This is a genomic window from Enterobacter sp. MG-EB028 (assembly GCF_056673305.1).
Map to the genome: position 1 here is coordinate 1983900 of NZ_CP195079.1, position 14167 is coordinate 1998066.

The following is a 14167-nucleotide window of genomic DNA, read 5'->3' on the forward strand; positions in this document are numbered from 1 at the left end:
TAGAGTCATGGCGTTAGCTTTTTTTACTAACGCTCCTCTAAGGCCTGCCCGCTCTGCTGCCGATACTGTGTCTGTGAATCTCTAACGATAACAAACAAGACTGCAAGGATAGCGATATCCTTGCCCTGGCACGGGTTGTGCCATTCAGGAGTGGTGATGGAGTTCTTTGATATTCGTAAGATGCCGGTCAGCCTCTGGCGCAATGGTGCCGGCGAAACGCGAGAAATTTGCTGTATTCCTCCCGCGACGCGCGATTTTTTCTGGCGTGCCAGTATCGCGACCATCGCCAGCAACGGCGAATTCTCTTCGTTTCCCGGTGTCGACCGGGTAATTACGCTGCTGGAAGGCGGGGAGGTGACGCTGGATGCCGGTCAGGCGTTCTGCCATACCCTTAAACAGCATCAGCCTTACAGTTTTGCCGGCGATTTGCCGGTGAAGGCGCTGCTTTCCGATGGCAGGATGGCGATGGACTTCAACATCATGACCCGGCGCGACTGCTGTCAGGCGAAGGTACGGGTTGCCGATCGTACCTTTACCACCTTTGGCTCGCGCGGAGGCGTGGTGTTTGTATTAAGCGGGGCATGGCAGCTGGGTGATAAATTGCTGACGGCCGATCAGGGCGCCAGCTGGCAGGAGGGGACCCATACTCTGCGTCTGCTGGAGTCACAGGGTACCCTGCTGTTCAGTGAAATTAACTGGCTGCCGGGTCACTGAGCGCGATGACCTCGAACTTGCCCGCTAAGACGGGCTTGCAGAGGATTTTGTAGCCGTCGTGGTCGAATCCGGCGGGGGTGCGCAACAGGGTTGCCGCGTCGCTTAAATCATCGACAGCCCCCAGCCAGAGCCAGTTATTGACGATGTGATACTGCGTCATGGTTTCACCCACCTCTTTTAGCGCAACGGCGCCGTCCCACGGCCAGCAGTTGACGCTGATGGCCGCCAGACCGCTGAGGAGACGGGTGTGATGCGCCTCAAGGCTCTCTTTCCCGCAGCAGGCGCCTGCGCAGCGCTTCAGCGCGGAGCGAAAACAGGCGCGGCCCCGCGTGGTGCCCTCTAACCCTAAAAGGCTGTAGCATAGCTGCAGCTCGTCGGCGAGCGCCTGGAGAGACTGCAGGGCCGCACGCTTGTTTGCGAATAATCCAAAGAGATTAGGGGCATGTGAAAAATCGACTTCGCGGGCGTACACCACCTGCGGCTTGCCGTCGGCGATCTGCAGGGAGCAGAGCTGGCGGTTGCGTCGCAGGCGCTTATTAAAGAGCGGCTGCTGCTCCTTTATCAGCCGGGCTTCCAGCAACAGCGCGCCCATTTCTCCCGCCGTCTGGAACCAGGTAATGCGTCGCGACTGGCGCAGCATGGCGGCCTCGTCCGGGGTACGCAGGTGGGATAATACCCGGCTGCGAATGTTAACGCTTTTGCCGATGTAGAGCGGCAGGGTCTCGCTTTCACCGTGAAAGATGTACACGCCCGGCTGTTTGGGCAACGCCTCAAGCCAGGGGCGGAGATGTTCGGGATATTCATAGATAGCCGCCGCTTCAAACTCAAGACGCGGGGCGGATTGACGCCTGCTCACATACTGCTCCATATACTGTTCAGGTATACAGTGTAGCAGGTGTGCTGTGGTTAAAAAAGAGCCGGGTGGCGGCTGCCCCTCACCCTAACCCTCTCCCCATAGGGGAGAGGGGATTCTCCACTGCTCGCATAAGTTTGTGGAGATGCGTTTATTTCCAGAAGTCGTCAAATACCGTAATTGGCGTGTGGCGCTTGTGCTCGGTTTTCAGATACCAGCCTTCGATAATTTTCGCGGTACCTTCATCCAGCGTTTTGCCTTCCAGATAGTCATCAATGTTGTCATAGGTAACGCCAAGGGCAGCTTCATCCGGCAGGGAAGGGCGATCGTCTTCCAGATCCGCTGTCGGTGCTTTCTTGTACAGGTGCTCAGGGCAGCCCAGCGCGGCGAGCAGCTGCTTGCCCTGTCGCTTGTTGAGACGGAAAATCGGGTTTATGTCGGTGCCGCCATCGCCGTATTTGGTGAAGAAACCGGTGATCGCTTCTGCTGCATGGTCGGTGCCTACCACAACGCCTTTGGTCATCCCGGCGATGCTGTACTGCGCTTTCATGCGCTCGCGCGCTTTCTCGTTGCCGCGCACAAAATCGCTCAACTCAATGCCCGCTTCGCGAAGCGCCTGCTCGCTTGCCAGCACCGAGCCTTTAATATTGACGGTGAGCACGCGGTCAGGCTGGATGAAGGCGATGGCATCCTGGCAGTCCTGTTCGTCCGCCTGTACGCCATAAGGCAAACGCACAGCGATAAACTGCAGCGCGTCATCGCCCGTCTCTTCGCGAAGCTCTGAAATCGCCATTTGACAGAGTTTACCGGTCAGGGTTGAGTCCTGCCCGCCGCTGATGCCCAGCACCAGGGATTTCAGGAAAGCGTTCTTTTTTAAGTACGACTTTAAAAAATCCACGCTGCGGCGGATCTCTTCATGTGCATCTATCGCAGGCTTTGCGCCCAGCGCCTGAATAATCTCTTGTTGCAGAGCCATCATGCCCTCCGTATGCAGAACATAAACAGAATGTGTTAACTGTTAAAACTAAACCTTTGGGCGGAAAACGACAAGGATCACAGTTTCGAGTGCGTTAATTTGCGGCGATTTAGCAGGTTATCGTTGTTTTATTAGAATTTTCCGAAATTCGTCTGGCATAAATCACAAAGTTGAACAATAGTACTTTTTATTCCATGCTTAGATAACACGCTGATAAACAAGAGGACGGAATATGAACAAGAACGTAGCAGGAATTCTTAGCGCAGCGGCGGTACTGACGATGCTGGCAGGGTGTACAGCTTACGATCGCACCAAGGATCAGTTTACCCAGCCCGTGGTTAAAGACGTTAAAAAAGGGATGACCCGTTCGCAGGTGGCTGCAATCGCCGGCAAGCCTTCTTCTGAAGTCACCATGATTCACGCGCGCGGTACGTGTCAGACCTATATCCTGGGTCAACGTGATGGTAAGGCAGAGACCTACTTCGTCGCGCTGGATGATACCGGACATGTGATTAACTCCGGCTATCAGACCTGTGCTGAATACGACACCGATCCGCAGGCACCTAAGGCGCAGTAACCCTGCTTGCCTGACGATGTTAATAAGCCGGCCCATGGGCCGGTTTTTTTATGCATACGTAAATCTTATTTCTTTGCGCGAATTATTTGCCTGAAATGTGAAGGGAGTCAACAAGCCAGGTCAATGAGAGACAATTTGAGTCTATCCAGAATTATCCCCTGTCTGTACCATTGCGTATACTCACTCCAACGATAAACAACAGTATGCAAGCTACCTGTCTGCCGGGACAGCGAGTCGAGTGATAGCGCGACGGCAGGTAGTCCTACAAGAGGGAAATTACGATGGAAAAGAAACATATCTACCTGTTCTGCTCAGCCGGCATGTCAACCTCGCTTCTGGTGTCAAAGATGCGCGCGCAGGCTGAAAAGTATGAAGTCCCTGTGGTGATTGAAGCGTTTCCAGAGACGCTGGCGGGCGAAAAAGGCCAGAAAGCCGATGTTGTTTTACTGGGGCCGCAAATTGCCTACATGCTGCCCGAAATTCAACGACTGTTACCGAATAAACCGGTCGAGGTGATCGACTCGGGGCTGTACGGCAAGATTGATGGTTTAGGTGTACTAAAAGCTGCTGTGGCAGCCATTAAAAAAGCTGCTAATTAATTTTTATTTTTCCCGTCAAAGAGTTATTTCACACACAATTACGCCGTAACATGCGTTACGGCATTTAAGGGTATTTTCCTATGAGTAAAGTCATCGCTTCACTTGAAAAGGTACTCCTTCCTTTTGCTGTTAAAATAGGAAAGCAGCCTCACGTTAATGCCATCAAAAACGGTTTTATTAAATTAATGCCGTTGACGCTGGCAGGGGCCATGTTCGTTTTAATTAACAACGTTTTTCTTAGCTTCGGTGAAGGTTCCTTCTTTTATTCATTAGGAATTCGGTTAGACGCTTCCACTATTGAAACCCTTAATGGTTTTAAAGCCATCGGCGGCAACGTCTATAACGGTACGTTGGGTATTATGTCGCTGATGGCGCCTTTCTTTATCGGGATGGCGCTGGCTGAAGAGCGGAAAGTGGATCCGCTGGCCGCCGGGTTATTATCCGTTGCCGCGTTTATGACCGTCACGCCATACAGCGTGGGGGAGGCGTATGCCGTCGGCGCGAACTGGCTGGGTGGCGCCAACATTATCTCCGGTATTGTTATCGGCCTGGTGGTGGCAGAAATGTTCACCTTTATTATCCGTCGCAACTGGGTCATCCGTCTGCCGGATAGCGTACCGGCCTCCGTTTCTCGTTCATTTTCCGCGTTGATCCCAGGCTTCATTATTCTCTCCATCATGGGGATTATCGCCTGGGCGCTCTCTCACTGGGGCACGAACTTCCACCAGATCATCATGGACTCTATCTCTACGCCGCTGGCGTCGATGGGTGGCGTGGTCGGTTGGGCGTATGTGATTTTCACCTCTCTGCTGTGGTTCTTCGGCGTGCATGGTTCACTGGCACTGGCCGCGCTGGACAGCGGGATTATGACCCCATGGGCACTGGAAAACGTTGCGCTTTACCAGCAGTACGGCTCCGTTGATGCGGCGCTGGCGGCAGGTAAAACCTTCCATGTGTGGGCGAAGCCGATGCTTGACTCCTATATCTTCCTGGGTGGTACCGGGGCGACCCTGGGTCTGATCATCGCGGTCTTTATTGTCTCTCGTCGCGCTGACTACCGTCAGGTGGCGAAACTGGCGCTGCCATCGGGCATCTTCCAGATTAACGAGCCGATTCTGTTCGGTCTGCCAATCATCATGAACCCGGTAATGTTTATCCCGTTCATTCTGGTGCAGCCGCTGCTGGCAGCGATCACCCTGACGGCCTATTACATGGGTATTATTCCACCGATCACCAACATTGCGCCGTGGACCATGCCGGCAGGTCTGGGCGCGTTCTTTAACACCAACGGTAGCGTCGCGGCCTTCCTGCTGGCGATATTCAACCTCGGGATTGCCACCCTGCTGTACATGCCATTCGTGGCGATTGCGAACAAAGCCGCCACCATCATTGATGAAGAAGAGAGCGAAGAGGAAATTGCCCTCTCACTGAAATTCTAAGATTGACCGGCGCGGGAAAGCCCGCGCCAGCCACAAGGAGCTTAAACATGTTAGATTTGGATAGTATCGTCGCAGACGAAGCCGCAGAGAACGATCTCGAAGAAGTGGTGATGGGCCTCATCATCAACTCCGGTCAGGCGCGCAGCCTGGCGTATGCCGCACTGAAGCAGGCCAAGCAGGGCGATTTCGCCGCCGCGAAAACCATGATGGAGCAGTCCCGCACGGCGCTGAACGAAGCGCACCTGGTGCAGACAAAGCTGATTGAAAGCGACCAGGGCGAAGGGAAGATGAAGGTCAGTCTGGTGCTGGTACACGCACAGGATCACCTGATGACGTCCATGCTGGCGCGCGAGCTGGTGGCGGAGTTGATTGAGCTTCACGAGAAAATGCATTAAGTCGGATTGAGCAGCAGGAGGTCAGCACGATGGAAATCAAAACCGCATTTGAACAGCAACTGTTTAATGGCAAAAATTTTCACGTGGTTATCTACAACAAGACGGAGAGCGCCAGCGGTCTGCACCAGCATGACTACTATGAGTTCACGATTGTTCTGACCGGGCGCTACTACCAGGAGATCAACGGTAAGCGCGTCCTGCTAGAGCGAGGGGATTTTGTCTTCCTGCCGATGGGTTCCTATCACCAGAGCTTTTACGAATTTGGCGCGACCCGCATTCTGAACGTGGGCGTCAGCAGACGCTTCTTTGAGAAGCACTATCTGCCGCTGGTGCCGTTCTGCTTTGTGGCGTCCCAGGTATACCGTGTGAAAAACGAGTTCATGACCTGGATTGAAACGGTCATCGCCTCGCTTAACTTCCGCGACAATGAATTTGATGAGTTTATTGAAACGGTGACCTTCTACGTGATGAACCGGTTGCGGCATCACCGTGAAGAGCAGCAGGTGACGGATGATGTTCCACAGTGGCTGCGCAGCACCGTGGAACTGATGCACGATAAAGGCCAGTTCAGCGAAAATGCGCTGGAAAATATGATATCCCTCTCGGGGAAATCCCAGGAATATCTGACCCGCGCGACGCAGCGTTATTATCGTAAAACGCCGGTGCAAATTATTAATGAAATCCGCATTAACTTTGCCAAAAAACAGCTGGAAATTACCAACTATTCTGTCACCGATATTGCGTATGAGTCAGGATACAGCAGTCCCAGTCTGTTTATTAAAACTTTTAAGAAATTGACGTCATTCACACCGAACAGCTACCGGAAGAATTTAACGGTAATTAATTAACTTTCGGCGGGTTACCCGCCACAAATATTGCTTTAATGGCTTGCCCAAATAGCGGGAAGAGTACGCTATACCTTGCAGGCGATTAACCTGATACGCTAAGGGAGATATTATGCAAAAGAAATTAAAAGTCGTAACCATTGGCGGCGGCAGCAGCTATACCCCGGAATTACTTGAAGGCTTTTTAAAACGCTATCACGAATTACCGGTCAGCGAATTATGGCTGGTGGATGTTGAGGAAGGTCAGGAGAAGCTGGATATTATTTTCGACCTGTGCAAGCGCATGGTTGAGAAAGCGGGCGTGCCTATGACCGTGCATAAATCCGTCGATCGTCGCCTGGCGCTGAAGGATGCGGATTTCGTCACTACCCAGCTGCGCGTCGGCCAACTGAAAGCGCGCGAGCTGGACGAGCGTATTCCGCTGAGCCACGGCTATCTGGGGCAGGAGACCAACGGCGCGGGCGGCCTGTTCAAAGGCCTGCGTACCATTCCGGTGATTTTCGACATCGTAAAAGATGTGCAAGAGGTCTGCCCGAACGCGTGGGTGATTAACTTCACTAACCCGGCCGGAATGGTGACCGAGGCGGTTTATCGTCATACCAGTTTCAAACGCTTTATCGGCGTCTGCAATATCCCGATCGGCATGAAGATGTTTATCCGCGACGTGCTGGAGCTGACCGACAGTGACGATCTTTCTATCGACCTGTTCGGCCTGAACCACTTGGTGTTCATTAAGGACGTCATCGTGAACGGAAAATCGCGCTTTGCCGAGCTGCTCGACGGCGTGGCTTCCGGTCGCCTGACCGCGGCCTCCGTGAAGAACATCTTTGACCTGCCGTTCAGCGAAGGGCTTATCCGCTCGCTGAATCTGCTGCCGTGCTCGTACCTGCTTTACTACTTCAAGCAGAAAGAGATGCTGGCCATCGAAATGGGCGAGTACTATAAGGGCGGCGCGCGCGCGCAGATCGTTCAGAAAGTTGAGAAGCAGCTGTTCGATTTGTATAAAGATCCGAACCTGAACGTTAAACCGAAAGCGCTGGAGCAGCGCGGCGGGGCCTATTATTCTGATGCGGCGTGTGAAGTGATCAACGCCATCTACAACGACAAGCAGGCGGAGCACTATGTCAACGTGCCGCATCACGGCCATATCGACAATATCCCGGCTGACTGGGCGGTTGAGATGACCTGCATCCTGGGACGCGATGGCGCTAAACCGCATCCACGCATCACCCACTTCGATGATAAGGTCATGGGCCTGATCCACACCATCAAAGGCTTTGAAGTGGCGGCAAGCAATGCAGCGCTGAGCGGCGAGCTCAATGACGTGCTTCTGGCGCTGAACCTTAGCCCGCTGGTGCATTCCGACCGCGATGCGGAGCAGCTGGCCAGCGAGATGATCCTGGCGCATGAAAAATGGTTGCCGAACTTTGCCGCCACGATCGAGAAGCTGAAGTTCAAACATCACTGAGAGGACGCACAATGGAAAACCTGCTGATCGTTAATGCTGATGACTTTGGCCTCTCTAAAGGTCAGAACTACGGCATTATTGAAGCCTGTCGTCGGGGGGTTGTAACCTCTACCACGGCACTGGTGAATGGTGAGGCGGTTGAACACGCGGCGCAGCTGAGCCGCGAGGTGCCGGAGTTGGGCGTCGGCATGCATTTTGTGCTGACGCTCGGGATGCCGCTTTCGCCAATGCCGGGCCTGACGCGCGACGGCCTGCTGGGCAAATGGATTTGGGAGCTGGCGGAGCAGGACGCTCTGCCGCTCGAAGAGATTGCCCGTGAGCTGGACTGCCAGTACAACCGCTTTGTTGATCTGTTTGGCAAGGCGCCGACGCATATTGACAGCCACCATCATGCGCACATGATCCCGGCGATTTTCCCGATCGTTGCGGCGTTTGCCCAACGCAAAGGCGTGGCGATGCGCGTGGATCGTGAGGTGCGGGGCGTGCAGGACTGCGCCGTGGCAACCACTGAGGGGTTCAGCAGTGCCTTTTACGGCGATGAGATCGACGAAGGGCTGTTCCTGAAGGTGCTGGAAGATTCCGCCGCCAGGGGGGAACGGTCGTTGGAAGTTATGGCGCATCCTGCTTTTGTCGATAACACAGTGCGGAAAAGCGCCTACTGCTGGCCGCGCCTCGCTGAGCTGGACGTGCTAACGTCGGCGTCGCTGAAGTATGCGATTGCCGAGCGTGGGTATCGTCTGGGGACGTTTGGGGATCTGTGAGAAATTCCCCCTCACCCTAACCCTCTCCCCAAAGGGGCGAGGGAACCGGGCGGTGCTGTCTGTAATGCGAGCACAGGTCTGCATTTCTCCCTCTCCCTTTCAGGGGTGTACGGTCCGGGGACATGGTGAACACTTTTTAACATCCTTTATCCAAAGGGGCGAGGGAACCGGGCGGTGCTGCCTGTAATACGAGCACAGGTCTGCATTTCTCCCTCTCCCTTTCAGGGTGTACGGTTCGGGGACATAGTGAACACTTTTTAACATCCTTTATCCAAAGGGGCGAGGGAACCGGGCGGTGCTGCCTGTAATACGAGCACAGGTCTGCATTTCTCCCTCTCCCTTTCAGGGTGTACGGTTCGGGGACATAGTGAACACTTTTTAACATCCTTTATCCAAAGGGGCGAGGGAACCGGGCGGTGCTGTCTGTAATGCGAGCACAGGTCTGCATTTCACCCTCTCCCTTTCAGGGGTGTACGGTTCGGGGACATGGTGAACACTTTTTAACATCCTTTATCCAAAGGGGCGAGGGAACCGGGCGGTGCTGCCTGTAATACGAGCACAGGTCTGCATTTCACCCTCTCCCTTTCAGGGAGAGGGCCGGGGTGAGGGTATTTTTAGGCCGGTATCTGGTCAATCTTACTGCTGCGTGACCAGACGCGGTGCGCGGCGAGCAGGTCAAACAGCTTCGTCATAAAGGCATCGTCCACGTTATCGCCCTCGACAATGCCATCCTCACCTTGATCGGCAACCTTCAGCTGCGCCTTAAACTGTCGCGCGTCGCCGGACAGCGCGATCGGTTTCAGGTGCTTATAGGCTTCCAGCAGATAATACACGGCGTCACCGTTGTTCAGTAGGCTGTCAATATCCCCGCACGGCACAATCACTGCATCGACGGTCAGCGATGGTGCCCCGGCAAAGGTCGCCGCCACCGGCAGCACGGAGCCGTCATCGGCGGTCACTTCCCCCATGCGGGAATAAAGCAGTTTCGCATGCACGCCCTGGGTTTTCAGCGCCTGCATGATCCCCAGCACGTCGCTGGCGCGGGTTTTATCGTTCAGCAGGATGGCGACCACGCGGCCTTTAATCGAGCCTCCAGGCACCGCATACAGGCTCAACGACGGATCTTTCTTCACGCCGTTAACCTCTTTCGGCGGAGCAAGGTTGCGCTGCTCGTCCGTTAGCGTAATGCCCAGGTTATCCGCCACGCTCTGGGCAAGCTGAATATCAATATGTGCCAGCTGATCGACCACCCGCTCGCGGATATAGGTGCGCACCACTTTGCTGAGCTCGAAGCTAAAGCCGCCGATGATGTGCTGTTGCTCAATCGGCGTCTGGCTGTTCCAGAACAGGCGAGGGTGGGCGTAATACTCGCCGAACGAAGGGCTACGCTCGCGAATTTTGTTGCCGTCGATACGTTCCTGATAAGATTCGAATCCGCCGCGTTTCGGCCCCGGCGGGGTTTCTCGCGGCCAGTTATCGTTGATGGAGTTCGGCTCATAGTTCGCCGGGTTGGTATCAATATCCTGACGGTGCATCCCGTCGCGCTGGAAGTTATGGTACGGGCAGGTTGGGCGGTTAATCGGTATCTCGTGGAAGTTCGGCCCGCCAAGACGGCTAATCTGCGTATCGGTATACGAGAACAGACGGCCCTGTAACAGCGGATCGTTGGTGAAATCCAGCCCCGGTACGATATGGCCCGGGTGGAACGCGGCCTGCTCGTTTTCGGCAAAGAAATTATCCGGGTTGCGGTTGAGCACCATTTTCCCCACCAGCTGTACCGGCACCAGCTCCTCAGGAATGAGTTTGGTCGGGTCAAGCAGGTCGAAATCGAACTTAAACTCGTCCTCTTCCGGAATAAGCTGCAGGCCCAGTTCGTACTCCGGGAAGTCGCCCGCTTCAATCGATTCCCACAGCTCGCGACGATGGAAGTCCGGATCGCGCCCGGTGAGCTTCTGTGCTTCATCCCACACCAGCGAGGCTTTGCCCGCTACCGGCTTCCAGTGGAAGCGCACAAACGTGGCTTTACCTTCCGCATTGATCATGCGGAAAGTATGAATACCGAACCCTTCCATCGTGCGATAGCTGCGCGGAATGCCCCGGTCGGACATCGCCCACATCACGTTGTGTAAGGTTTCAGGCTGCAGGGAGACATAGTCCCAGAAGGTATCGTGCGCGCTTTGGCCCTGGGGTATGGCCCAGTGGGGCTCCGGTTTTACCGCATGGACAAAGTCAGGAAATTTATGCGCATCCTGAATGAAAAACACCGGGGTATTGTTGCCCACCAGATCGAAAATACCCTCTTCGGTATAAAACTTAGTGGCAAAGCCGCGGATATCTCGGACCGTGTCTGCCGAACCTGCGCCGCCCTGCACGGTGGAGAAACGCACAAATACCGGGGTGATTTTATCCGGGTCAGAAAGGAAATCCGCTTTGGTGATCGCTTTCAGGCTCTTATAGGGCTGGAAGTAGCCGTGTGCAGCCGAGCCGCGCGCGTGAACGATGCGTTCAGGAATGCGCTCGTGGTCAAAATGGGTAATTTTTTCCCGCAGGATGAAATCTTCCAGCAGGGTTGGCCCGCGCGCGCCTGCGCGAAGGGAGTTTTGATCGTCAGCAATCCGCACGCCCTGATTGGTGGTGAGCGCAAAACCTTCGCTGCCTTTGCGGTGCGGCTCAAGCGATTTCAGCTTCTCGTTTCCAGTATCCGGCGATTTCATGCTTCCCGGCGCGGTTGGCTGTTCGCCAGGGGCTGAAGGGCCAGGCGAGGGGCGGTGAGAGCCGTCAGCAGGGGCGAGAGAGTCCATACCCGGTTGAGATTCTTCAGTGCCATGAATCGGTGATTGATGTGTTTTATCTTTGTTCGACATTGCACGCTTCTCCTTTATCCATTGCTAAAAACCCTATTAAGGATAGAACAATGTCGTGAGATGGCTCGCGAACTAAGAGTTTTCACATCTCGCCATTAACGAAAGGAGCCATCTCACCCACTCGGAGCGCGACGTAAGGTAGCAGGATCGGCTATCATAGAATTTTCCTGCTTCAAGAATTTGCTTTAGTGAATCCGTCGCTTATGAAACCTCTTCGTCAACAAAACCGCCAGGTTATTAGCTATGTGCCCCGCGTTGAGCCCGCGCCGCCTGACCATGCCCTGAAAGTGGATGGTTTTCGTGATGTCTGGCTGCTTCGCGGTAAATATGTGGCTTTTGTCCTGATGGGTGAACATTTCCGCCGGTCGCCGGCGTTTTCCGTGCCGGAGTCAGCCCAGCGATGGGCGACGCAAATCCGCCAGGATGAAGAGGTTGAAGAATAACAGCCATAAAAAAACCGCCATCAGGCGGTTTTTTTATTTCTACCGTGATTAACGGTGCGCCAGCTCGGCGTCGTCTTCACTTTCCAGAATGGCTTTGTCGGTCTGCTTCAGCCACTGGCTGGTCAGCGTACCGGCAGTCATGGAACCGCTCACGTTCAGCGCGGTACGGCCCATGTCGATCAGCGGTTCAACGGAGATCAGCAGGGCGACCAGCGTAACGGGCAGGCCCAGCGCGGGCAGCACAATCAGCGCGGCGAAGGTTGCGCCACCGCCAACACCTGCAACGCCTGCGGAGCTGATGGTAACAATCCCGACCAGCGTGGCGATCCAGACCGGATCCAGCGGGTTGATACCCACGGTCGGGGCAACCATCACTGCCAGCATCGCCGGGTAGAGCCCCGCACAGCCGTTTTGACCAATTGTGGCACCAAAGGAGGCAGAGAAGCTGGCGATGGATTCCGGCACGCCCAGACGACGGGTCTGCGCTTCAACGTTCAGCGGAATAGACGCGGCGCTGGAACGGCTGGTGAAGGCGAAGGTCAGTACTGGCCAGACTTTGCGGAAGTATTTCAGCGGGCTGACGCCGTTTACGCCGAGCAGGATACCGTGCACCACGAACATAATGCCCAGACCCAGATAAGAGGCGACAACGAAGCTGCCCAGTTTAATGATGTCCTGCAGGTTAGAGCCAGCTACCACTTTGGTCATCAGCGCCAGAACGCCGTATGGCGTCAGCTGCATGACCAGACGGACCAGCTTCATCACCCAGCTTTGCAGGGTATCAATAGCGGTCAGCACGCGTTCGCCTTTCGGCGCATCGTCTTTCAGCAGCTTAAGCGCCGCCACGCCCAGGAAAGCCGCGAAGATCACCACGCTGATAATAGAGGTTGGACTTGCACCGGTCAGGTCAGCAAACGGGTTCTTCGGAATGAAGGAGAGCACCATCTGCGGAACCGTCAGGTCAGCCACTTTACCCACGTAGTTAGTTTGAATGGCAGTCAGACGCGCCGTTTCAGCGGTACCCTGAACCAGACCTTCGGCGGTCAGGCCAAACAGGTTGGTAACCAGCACCCCCACCAGGGCGGCAATCAGCGTGGTAAAGAGCAGCGTACCAATCGTCAGAAAGCTGATTTTACCCAGCTGGGTCGCGTTGTGCAGGCGGGCAACGGCGCTCAGAATAGAGGCGAACACCAGCGGCATAACGATCATCTGCAGCAGCTGAACGTAGCCGTTACCGACAATGTTGAACCACTGGATGGACTCTTTCAGTACCGGGCTATCGGAGCCGTAGACGGCGTGTAAGGCCAGACCAAACGCCACACCCATGACCAGGCCCACCAGCACTTTTTTCGCCAGGCTCCACTGTTTGTGACGCGCCTGCGCGAGAAGCAATAGTAATACGACGAACACGACTATGTTCGCGATGAGTGGAAAATTCATCCCCGTTCTCCTGATTTATTATGTGGGATCGGTTTTTCCCGATCCTGTTGGCGGAAGGTTAGCAGAAGTGTGATGTGGCGCTTATATCCAAATGGAATGGTTTATGACAAATGGAATGATTTTGTTGGTTTACTGTTCAATCTGGTGATGAATAAAACGATTGAACTGAAATTGCAGCGAATTGATCATCTGGGAAGACCAGCGCACTGCACTGTTTTCGGGCAAGGTTTGCGGCATCCAGACGGCGTACGCGAACAGCGCCATGCACAGCACGCGTTCAAGCTGGTTCCCTTTCTGCGGCGCAAGGATCGGAAAACGAAAACGCCAGCGGCAGGGCCACAGCAGCGGTACGCCCGCGGGCGTCAGCATATCGGCGAGGATATGGCTTAAATAACCCAGCACCATCCCCTGGATGGCATCGCCCGGCACTATCCAGCTTTCTGGGACTTTTAAATAGAAAAGCGTTAGCAGGCCAAACACGGCCAGCAGACTGTGGGTAAACCCGCGGTGGCCGAACGCGCGGGCGATGGGCTTAGACACCCACTTCAGCCGCTGCCCGAGGAAGGATTTCGGGTGGTCAATATCGGGCAGCAGGCAGGTTAATACGGCGGAAGGGACAATATGCCACCAGTCTCCCTGTGCAAGCACGGGAGTGAGCTCTGCGTTTTTGGCAAATACTGCGCACGCAATTGAAAAAAGCAGGTGGCCTTCCGCCGTCATGATAAAACCCACAAAACTGTCAATTTATACAGTATAGGGTTTTTATACAGTGGGCGAAAGAGGTGACGGTGTA

14 protein-coding genes are annotated in these 14167 nt (G+C 54.8%); 9 read left to right on the forward strand and 5 right to left on the reverse strand.

The features are described 5' to 3' along the window. Positions 1 to 156: 156 nt before the first annotated feature. The gene (gene ves, locus ACR42C_RS09415; protein WP_045261590.1) at positions 157 to 714 is read left to right on the forward strand and encodes an environmental stress-induced protein Ves; all 558 of its coding nucleotides are present in this window, start codon (positions 157 to 159) and stop codon (positions 712 to 714) included. Here the strand turns inward: ves and cho are convergent. After that, positions 692 to 1570 (reverse strand): excinuclease Cho, encoded by an 879-nt coding sequence (gene cho / locus ACR42C_RS09420; RefSeq protein WP_439206519.1) that lies wholly within the window; start codon positions 1568 to 1570, stop codon positions 692 to 694. The two genes, ves and cho, sit on opposite strands and share 23 nt — an antisense overlap. A gap of 148 nt (positions 1571 to 1718) precedes the next feature. Further along, a complete protein-coding gene (nadE, locus tag ACR42C_RS09425) occupies positions 1719 to 2543 on the reverse strand; it encodes an ammonia-dependent NAD(+) synthetase (protein WP_316379296.1) in 825 nt (274 codons plus the stop codon). A gap of 232 nt (positions 2544 to 2775) precedes the next feature. Here nadE and osmE point away from each other — a divergent pair, with 232 nt between their 5' ends. From osmE to chbG, 7 genes are all read left to right on the forward strand, one after another. After that, positions 2776 to 3120, forward strand: a complete 345-nt coding sequence (osmE, locus tag ACR42C_RS09430) for an osmotically-inducible lipoprotein OsmE (protein ID WP_003857836.1) — start codon at positions 2776 to 2778, stop codon at positions 3118 to 3120. Between the two features lie 281 nt (positions 3121 to 3401). After that, positions 3402 to 3719: a PTS N,N'-diacetylchitobiose transporter subunit IIB gene (chbB, locus tag ACR42C_RS09435; protein WP_014883474.1), complete on the forward strand. Its 318-nt coding sequence runs from the start codon at positions 3402 to 3404 to the stop codon at positions 3717 to 3719. Between the two features lie 80 nt (positions 3720 to 3799). Further along, positions 3800 to 5158, forward strand: coding sequence for a PTS N,N'-diacetylchitobiose transporter subunit IIC (gene chbC / locus ACR42C_RS09440; protein ID WP_028012799.1), 1359 nt, complete (start codon positions 3800 to 3802; stop codon positions 5156 to 5158). 47 nt (positions 5159 to 5205) lie between these two features. Then, positions 5206 to 5553, forward strand: a complete 348-nt coding sequence (gene chbA / locus ACR42C_RS09445) for a PTS N,N'-diacetylchitobiose transporter subunit IIA (RefSeq protein ID WP_028012800.1) — start codon at positions 5206 to 5208, stop codon at positions 5551 to 5553. Between the two features lie 29 nt (positions 5554 to 5582). Then, the gene (gene chbR / locus ACR42C_RS09450) at positions 5583 to 6401 is read left to right on the forward strand and encodes a transcriptional regulator ChbR (protein WP_226857504.1); all 819 of its coding nucleotides are present in this window, start codon (positions 5583 to 5585) and stop codon (positions 6399 to 6401) included. Positions 6402 to 6510: 109 nt separating this feature from the next. Next, positions 6511 to 7866, forward strand: a complete 1356-nt coding sequence (locus tag ACR42C_RS09455) for a 6-phospho-beta-glucosidase (protein WP_163328926.1) — start codon at positions 6511 to 6513, stop codon at positions 7864 to 7866. 11 nt (positions 7867 to 7877) lie between these two features. Beyond that, positions 7878 to 8627 (forward strand): chitin disaccharide deacetylase, encoded by a 750-nt coding sequence (gene chbG, locus ACR42C_RS09460; RefSeq protein ID WP_320720441.1) that lies wholly within the window; start codon positions 7878 to 7880, stop codon positions 8625 to 8627. Between the two features lie 614 nt (positions 8628 to 9241). Here the strand turns inward: chbG and katE are convergent. Then, positions 9242 to 11491, reverse strand: a complete 2250-nt coding sequence (gene katE / locus ACR42C_RS09465) for a catalase HPII (protein WP_474482784.1) — start codon at positions 11489 to 11491, stop codon at positions 9242 to 9244. Positions 11492 to 11694: 203 nt separating this feature from the next. Here katE and cedA point away from each other — a divergent pair, with 203 nt between their 5' ends. Then, on the forward strand, positions 11695 to 11934 hold the full coding sequence (cedA, locus tag ACR42C_RS09470; RefSeq protein ID WP_028012805.1) for a cell division activator CedA: 240 nt from the start codon (positions 11695 to 11697) through the stop codon (positions 11932 to 11934). A 48-nt stretch (positions 11935 to 11982) separates the two neighbouring features. On the opposite strand, the gene tcyP is transcribed toward cedA, so the two are convergent. Both tcyP and ACR42C_RS09480 read right to left on the reverse strand, forming a co-directional pair. Then, positions 11983 to 13374, reverse strand: coding sequence for a cystine/sulfocysteine:cation symporter (tcyP, locus tag ACR42C_RS09475; protein WP_041910456.1), 1392 nt, complete (start codon positions 13372 to 13374; stop codon positions 11983 to 11985). Between the two features lie 129 nt (positions 13375 to 13503). Next, the gene (locus ACR42C_RS09480) at positions 13504 to 14094 is read right to left on the reverse strand and encodes a metal-dependent hydrolase (protein ID WP_032644865.1); all 591 of its coding nucleotides are present in this window, start codon (positions 14092 to 14094) and stop codon (positions 13504 to 13506) included. Between the last annotated feature and the right edge of the window lie 73 nt (positions 14095 to 14167).

Bases quoted from the DNA above. Each gene is read 5' to 3' on its own strand.
- osmE (WP_003857836.1), top strand. From the start codon at position 2,776: ATGAACAAGAACGTAGCAGGAATTCTTAGCGCAGCGGCGGTACTGACG.
- ACR42C_RS09455 (WP_163328926.1), top strand. From the start codon at position 6,511: ATGCAAAAGAAATTAAAAGTCGTAACCATTGGCGGCGGCAGCAGCTAT.
- chbG (WP_320720441.1), top strand. From the start codon at position 7,878: ATGGAAAACCTGCTGATCGTTAATGCTGATGACTTTGGCCTCTCTAAA.
- tcyP (WP_041910456.1), bottom strand. From the start codon at position 13,374: ATGAATTTTCCACTCATCGCGAACATAGTCGTGTTCGTCGTATTACTA.
- ACR42C_RS09480 (WP_032644865.1), bottom strand. From the start codon at position 14,094: ATGACGGCGGAAGGCCACCTGCTTTTTTCAATTGCGTGCGCAGTATTT.
- ves (WP_045261590.1), top strand. From the start codon at position 157: ATGGAGTTCTTTGATATTCGTAAGATGCCGGTCAGCCTCTGGCGCAAT.
- chbC (WP_028012799.1), top strand. From the start codon at position 3,800: ATGAGTAAAGTCATCGCTTCACTTGAAAAGGTACTCCTTCCTTTTGCT.
- chbR (WP_226857504.1), top strand. From the start codon at position 5,583: ATGGAAATCAAAACCGCATTTGAACAGCAACTGTTTAATGGCAAAAAT.
- katE (WP_474482784.1), bottom strand. From the start codon at position 11,491: ATGTCGAACAAAGATAAAACACATCAATCACCGATTCATGGCACTGAA.
- nadE (WP_316379296.1), bottom strand. From the start codon at position 2,543: ATGGCTCTGCAACAAGAGATTATTCAGGCGCTGGGCGCAAAGCCTGCG.
- chbA (WP_028012800.1), top strand. From the start codon at position 5,206: ATGTTAGATTTGGATAGTATCGTCGCAGACGAAGCCGCAGAGAACGAT.
- cedA (WP_028012805.1), top strand. From the start codon at position 11,695: ATGAAACCTCTTCGTCAACAAAACCGCCAGGTTATTAGCTATGTGCCC.
- chbB (WP_014883474.1), top strand. From the start codon at position 3,402: ATGGAAAAGAAACATATCTACCTGTTCTGCTCAGCCGGCATGTCAACC.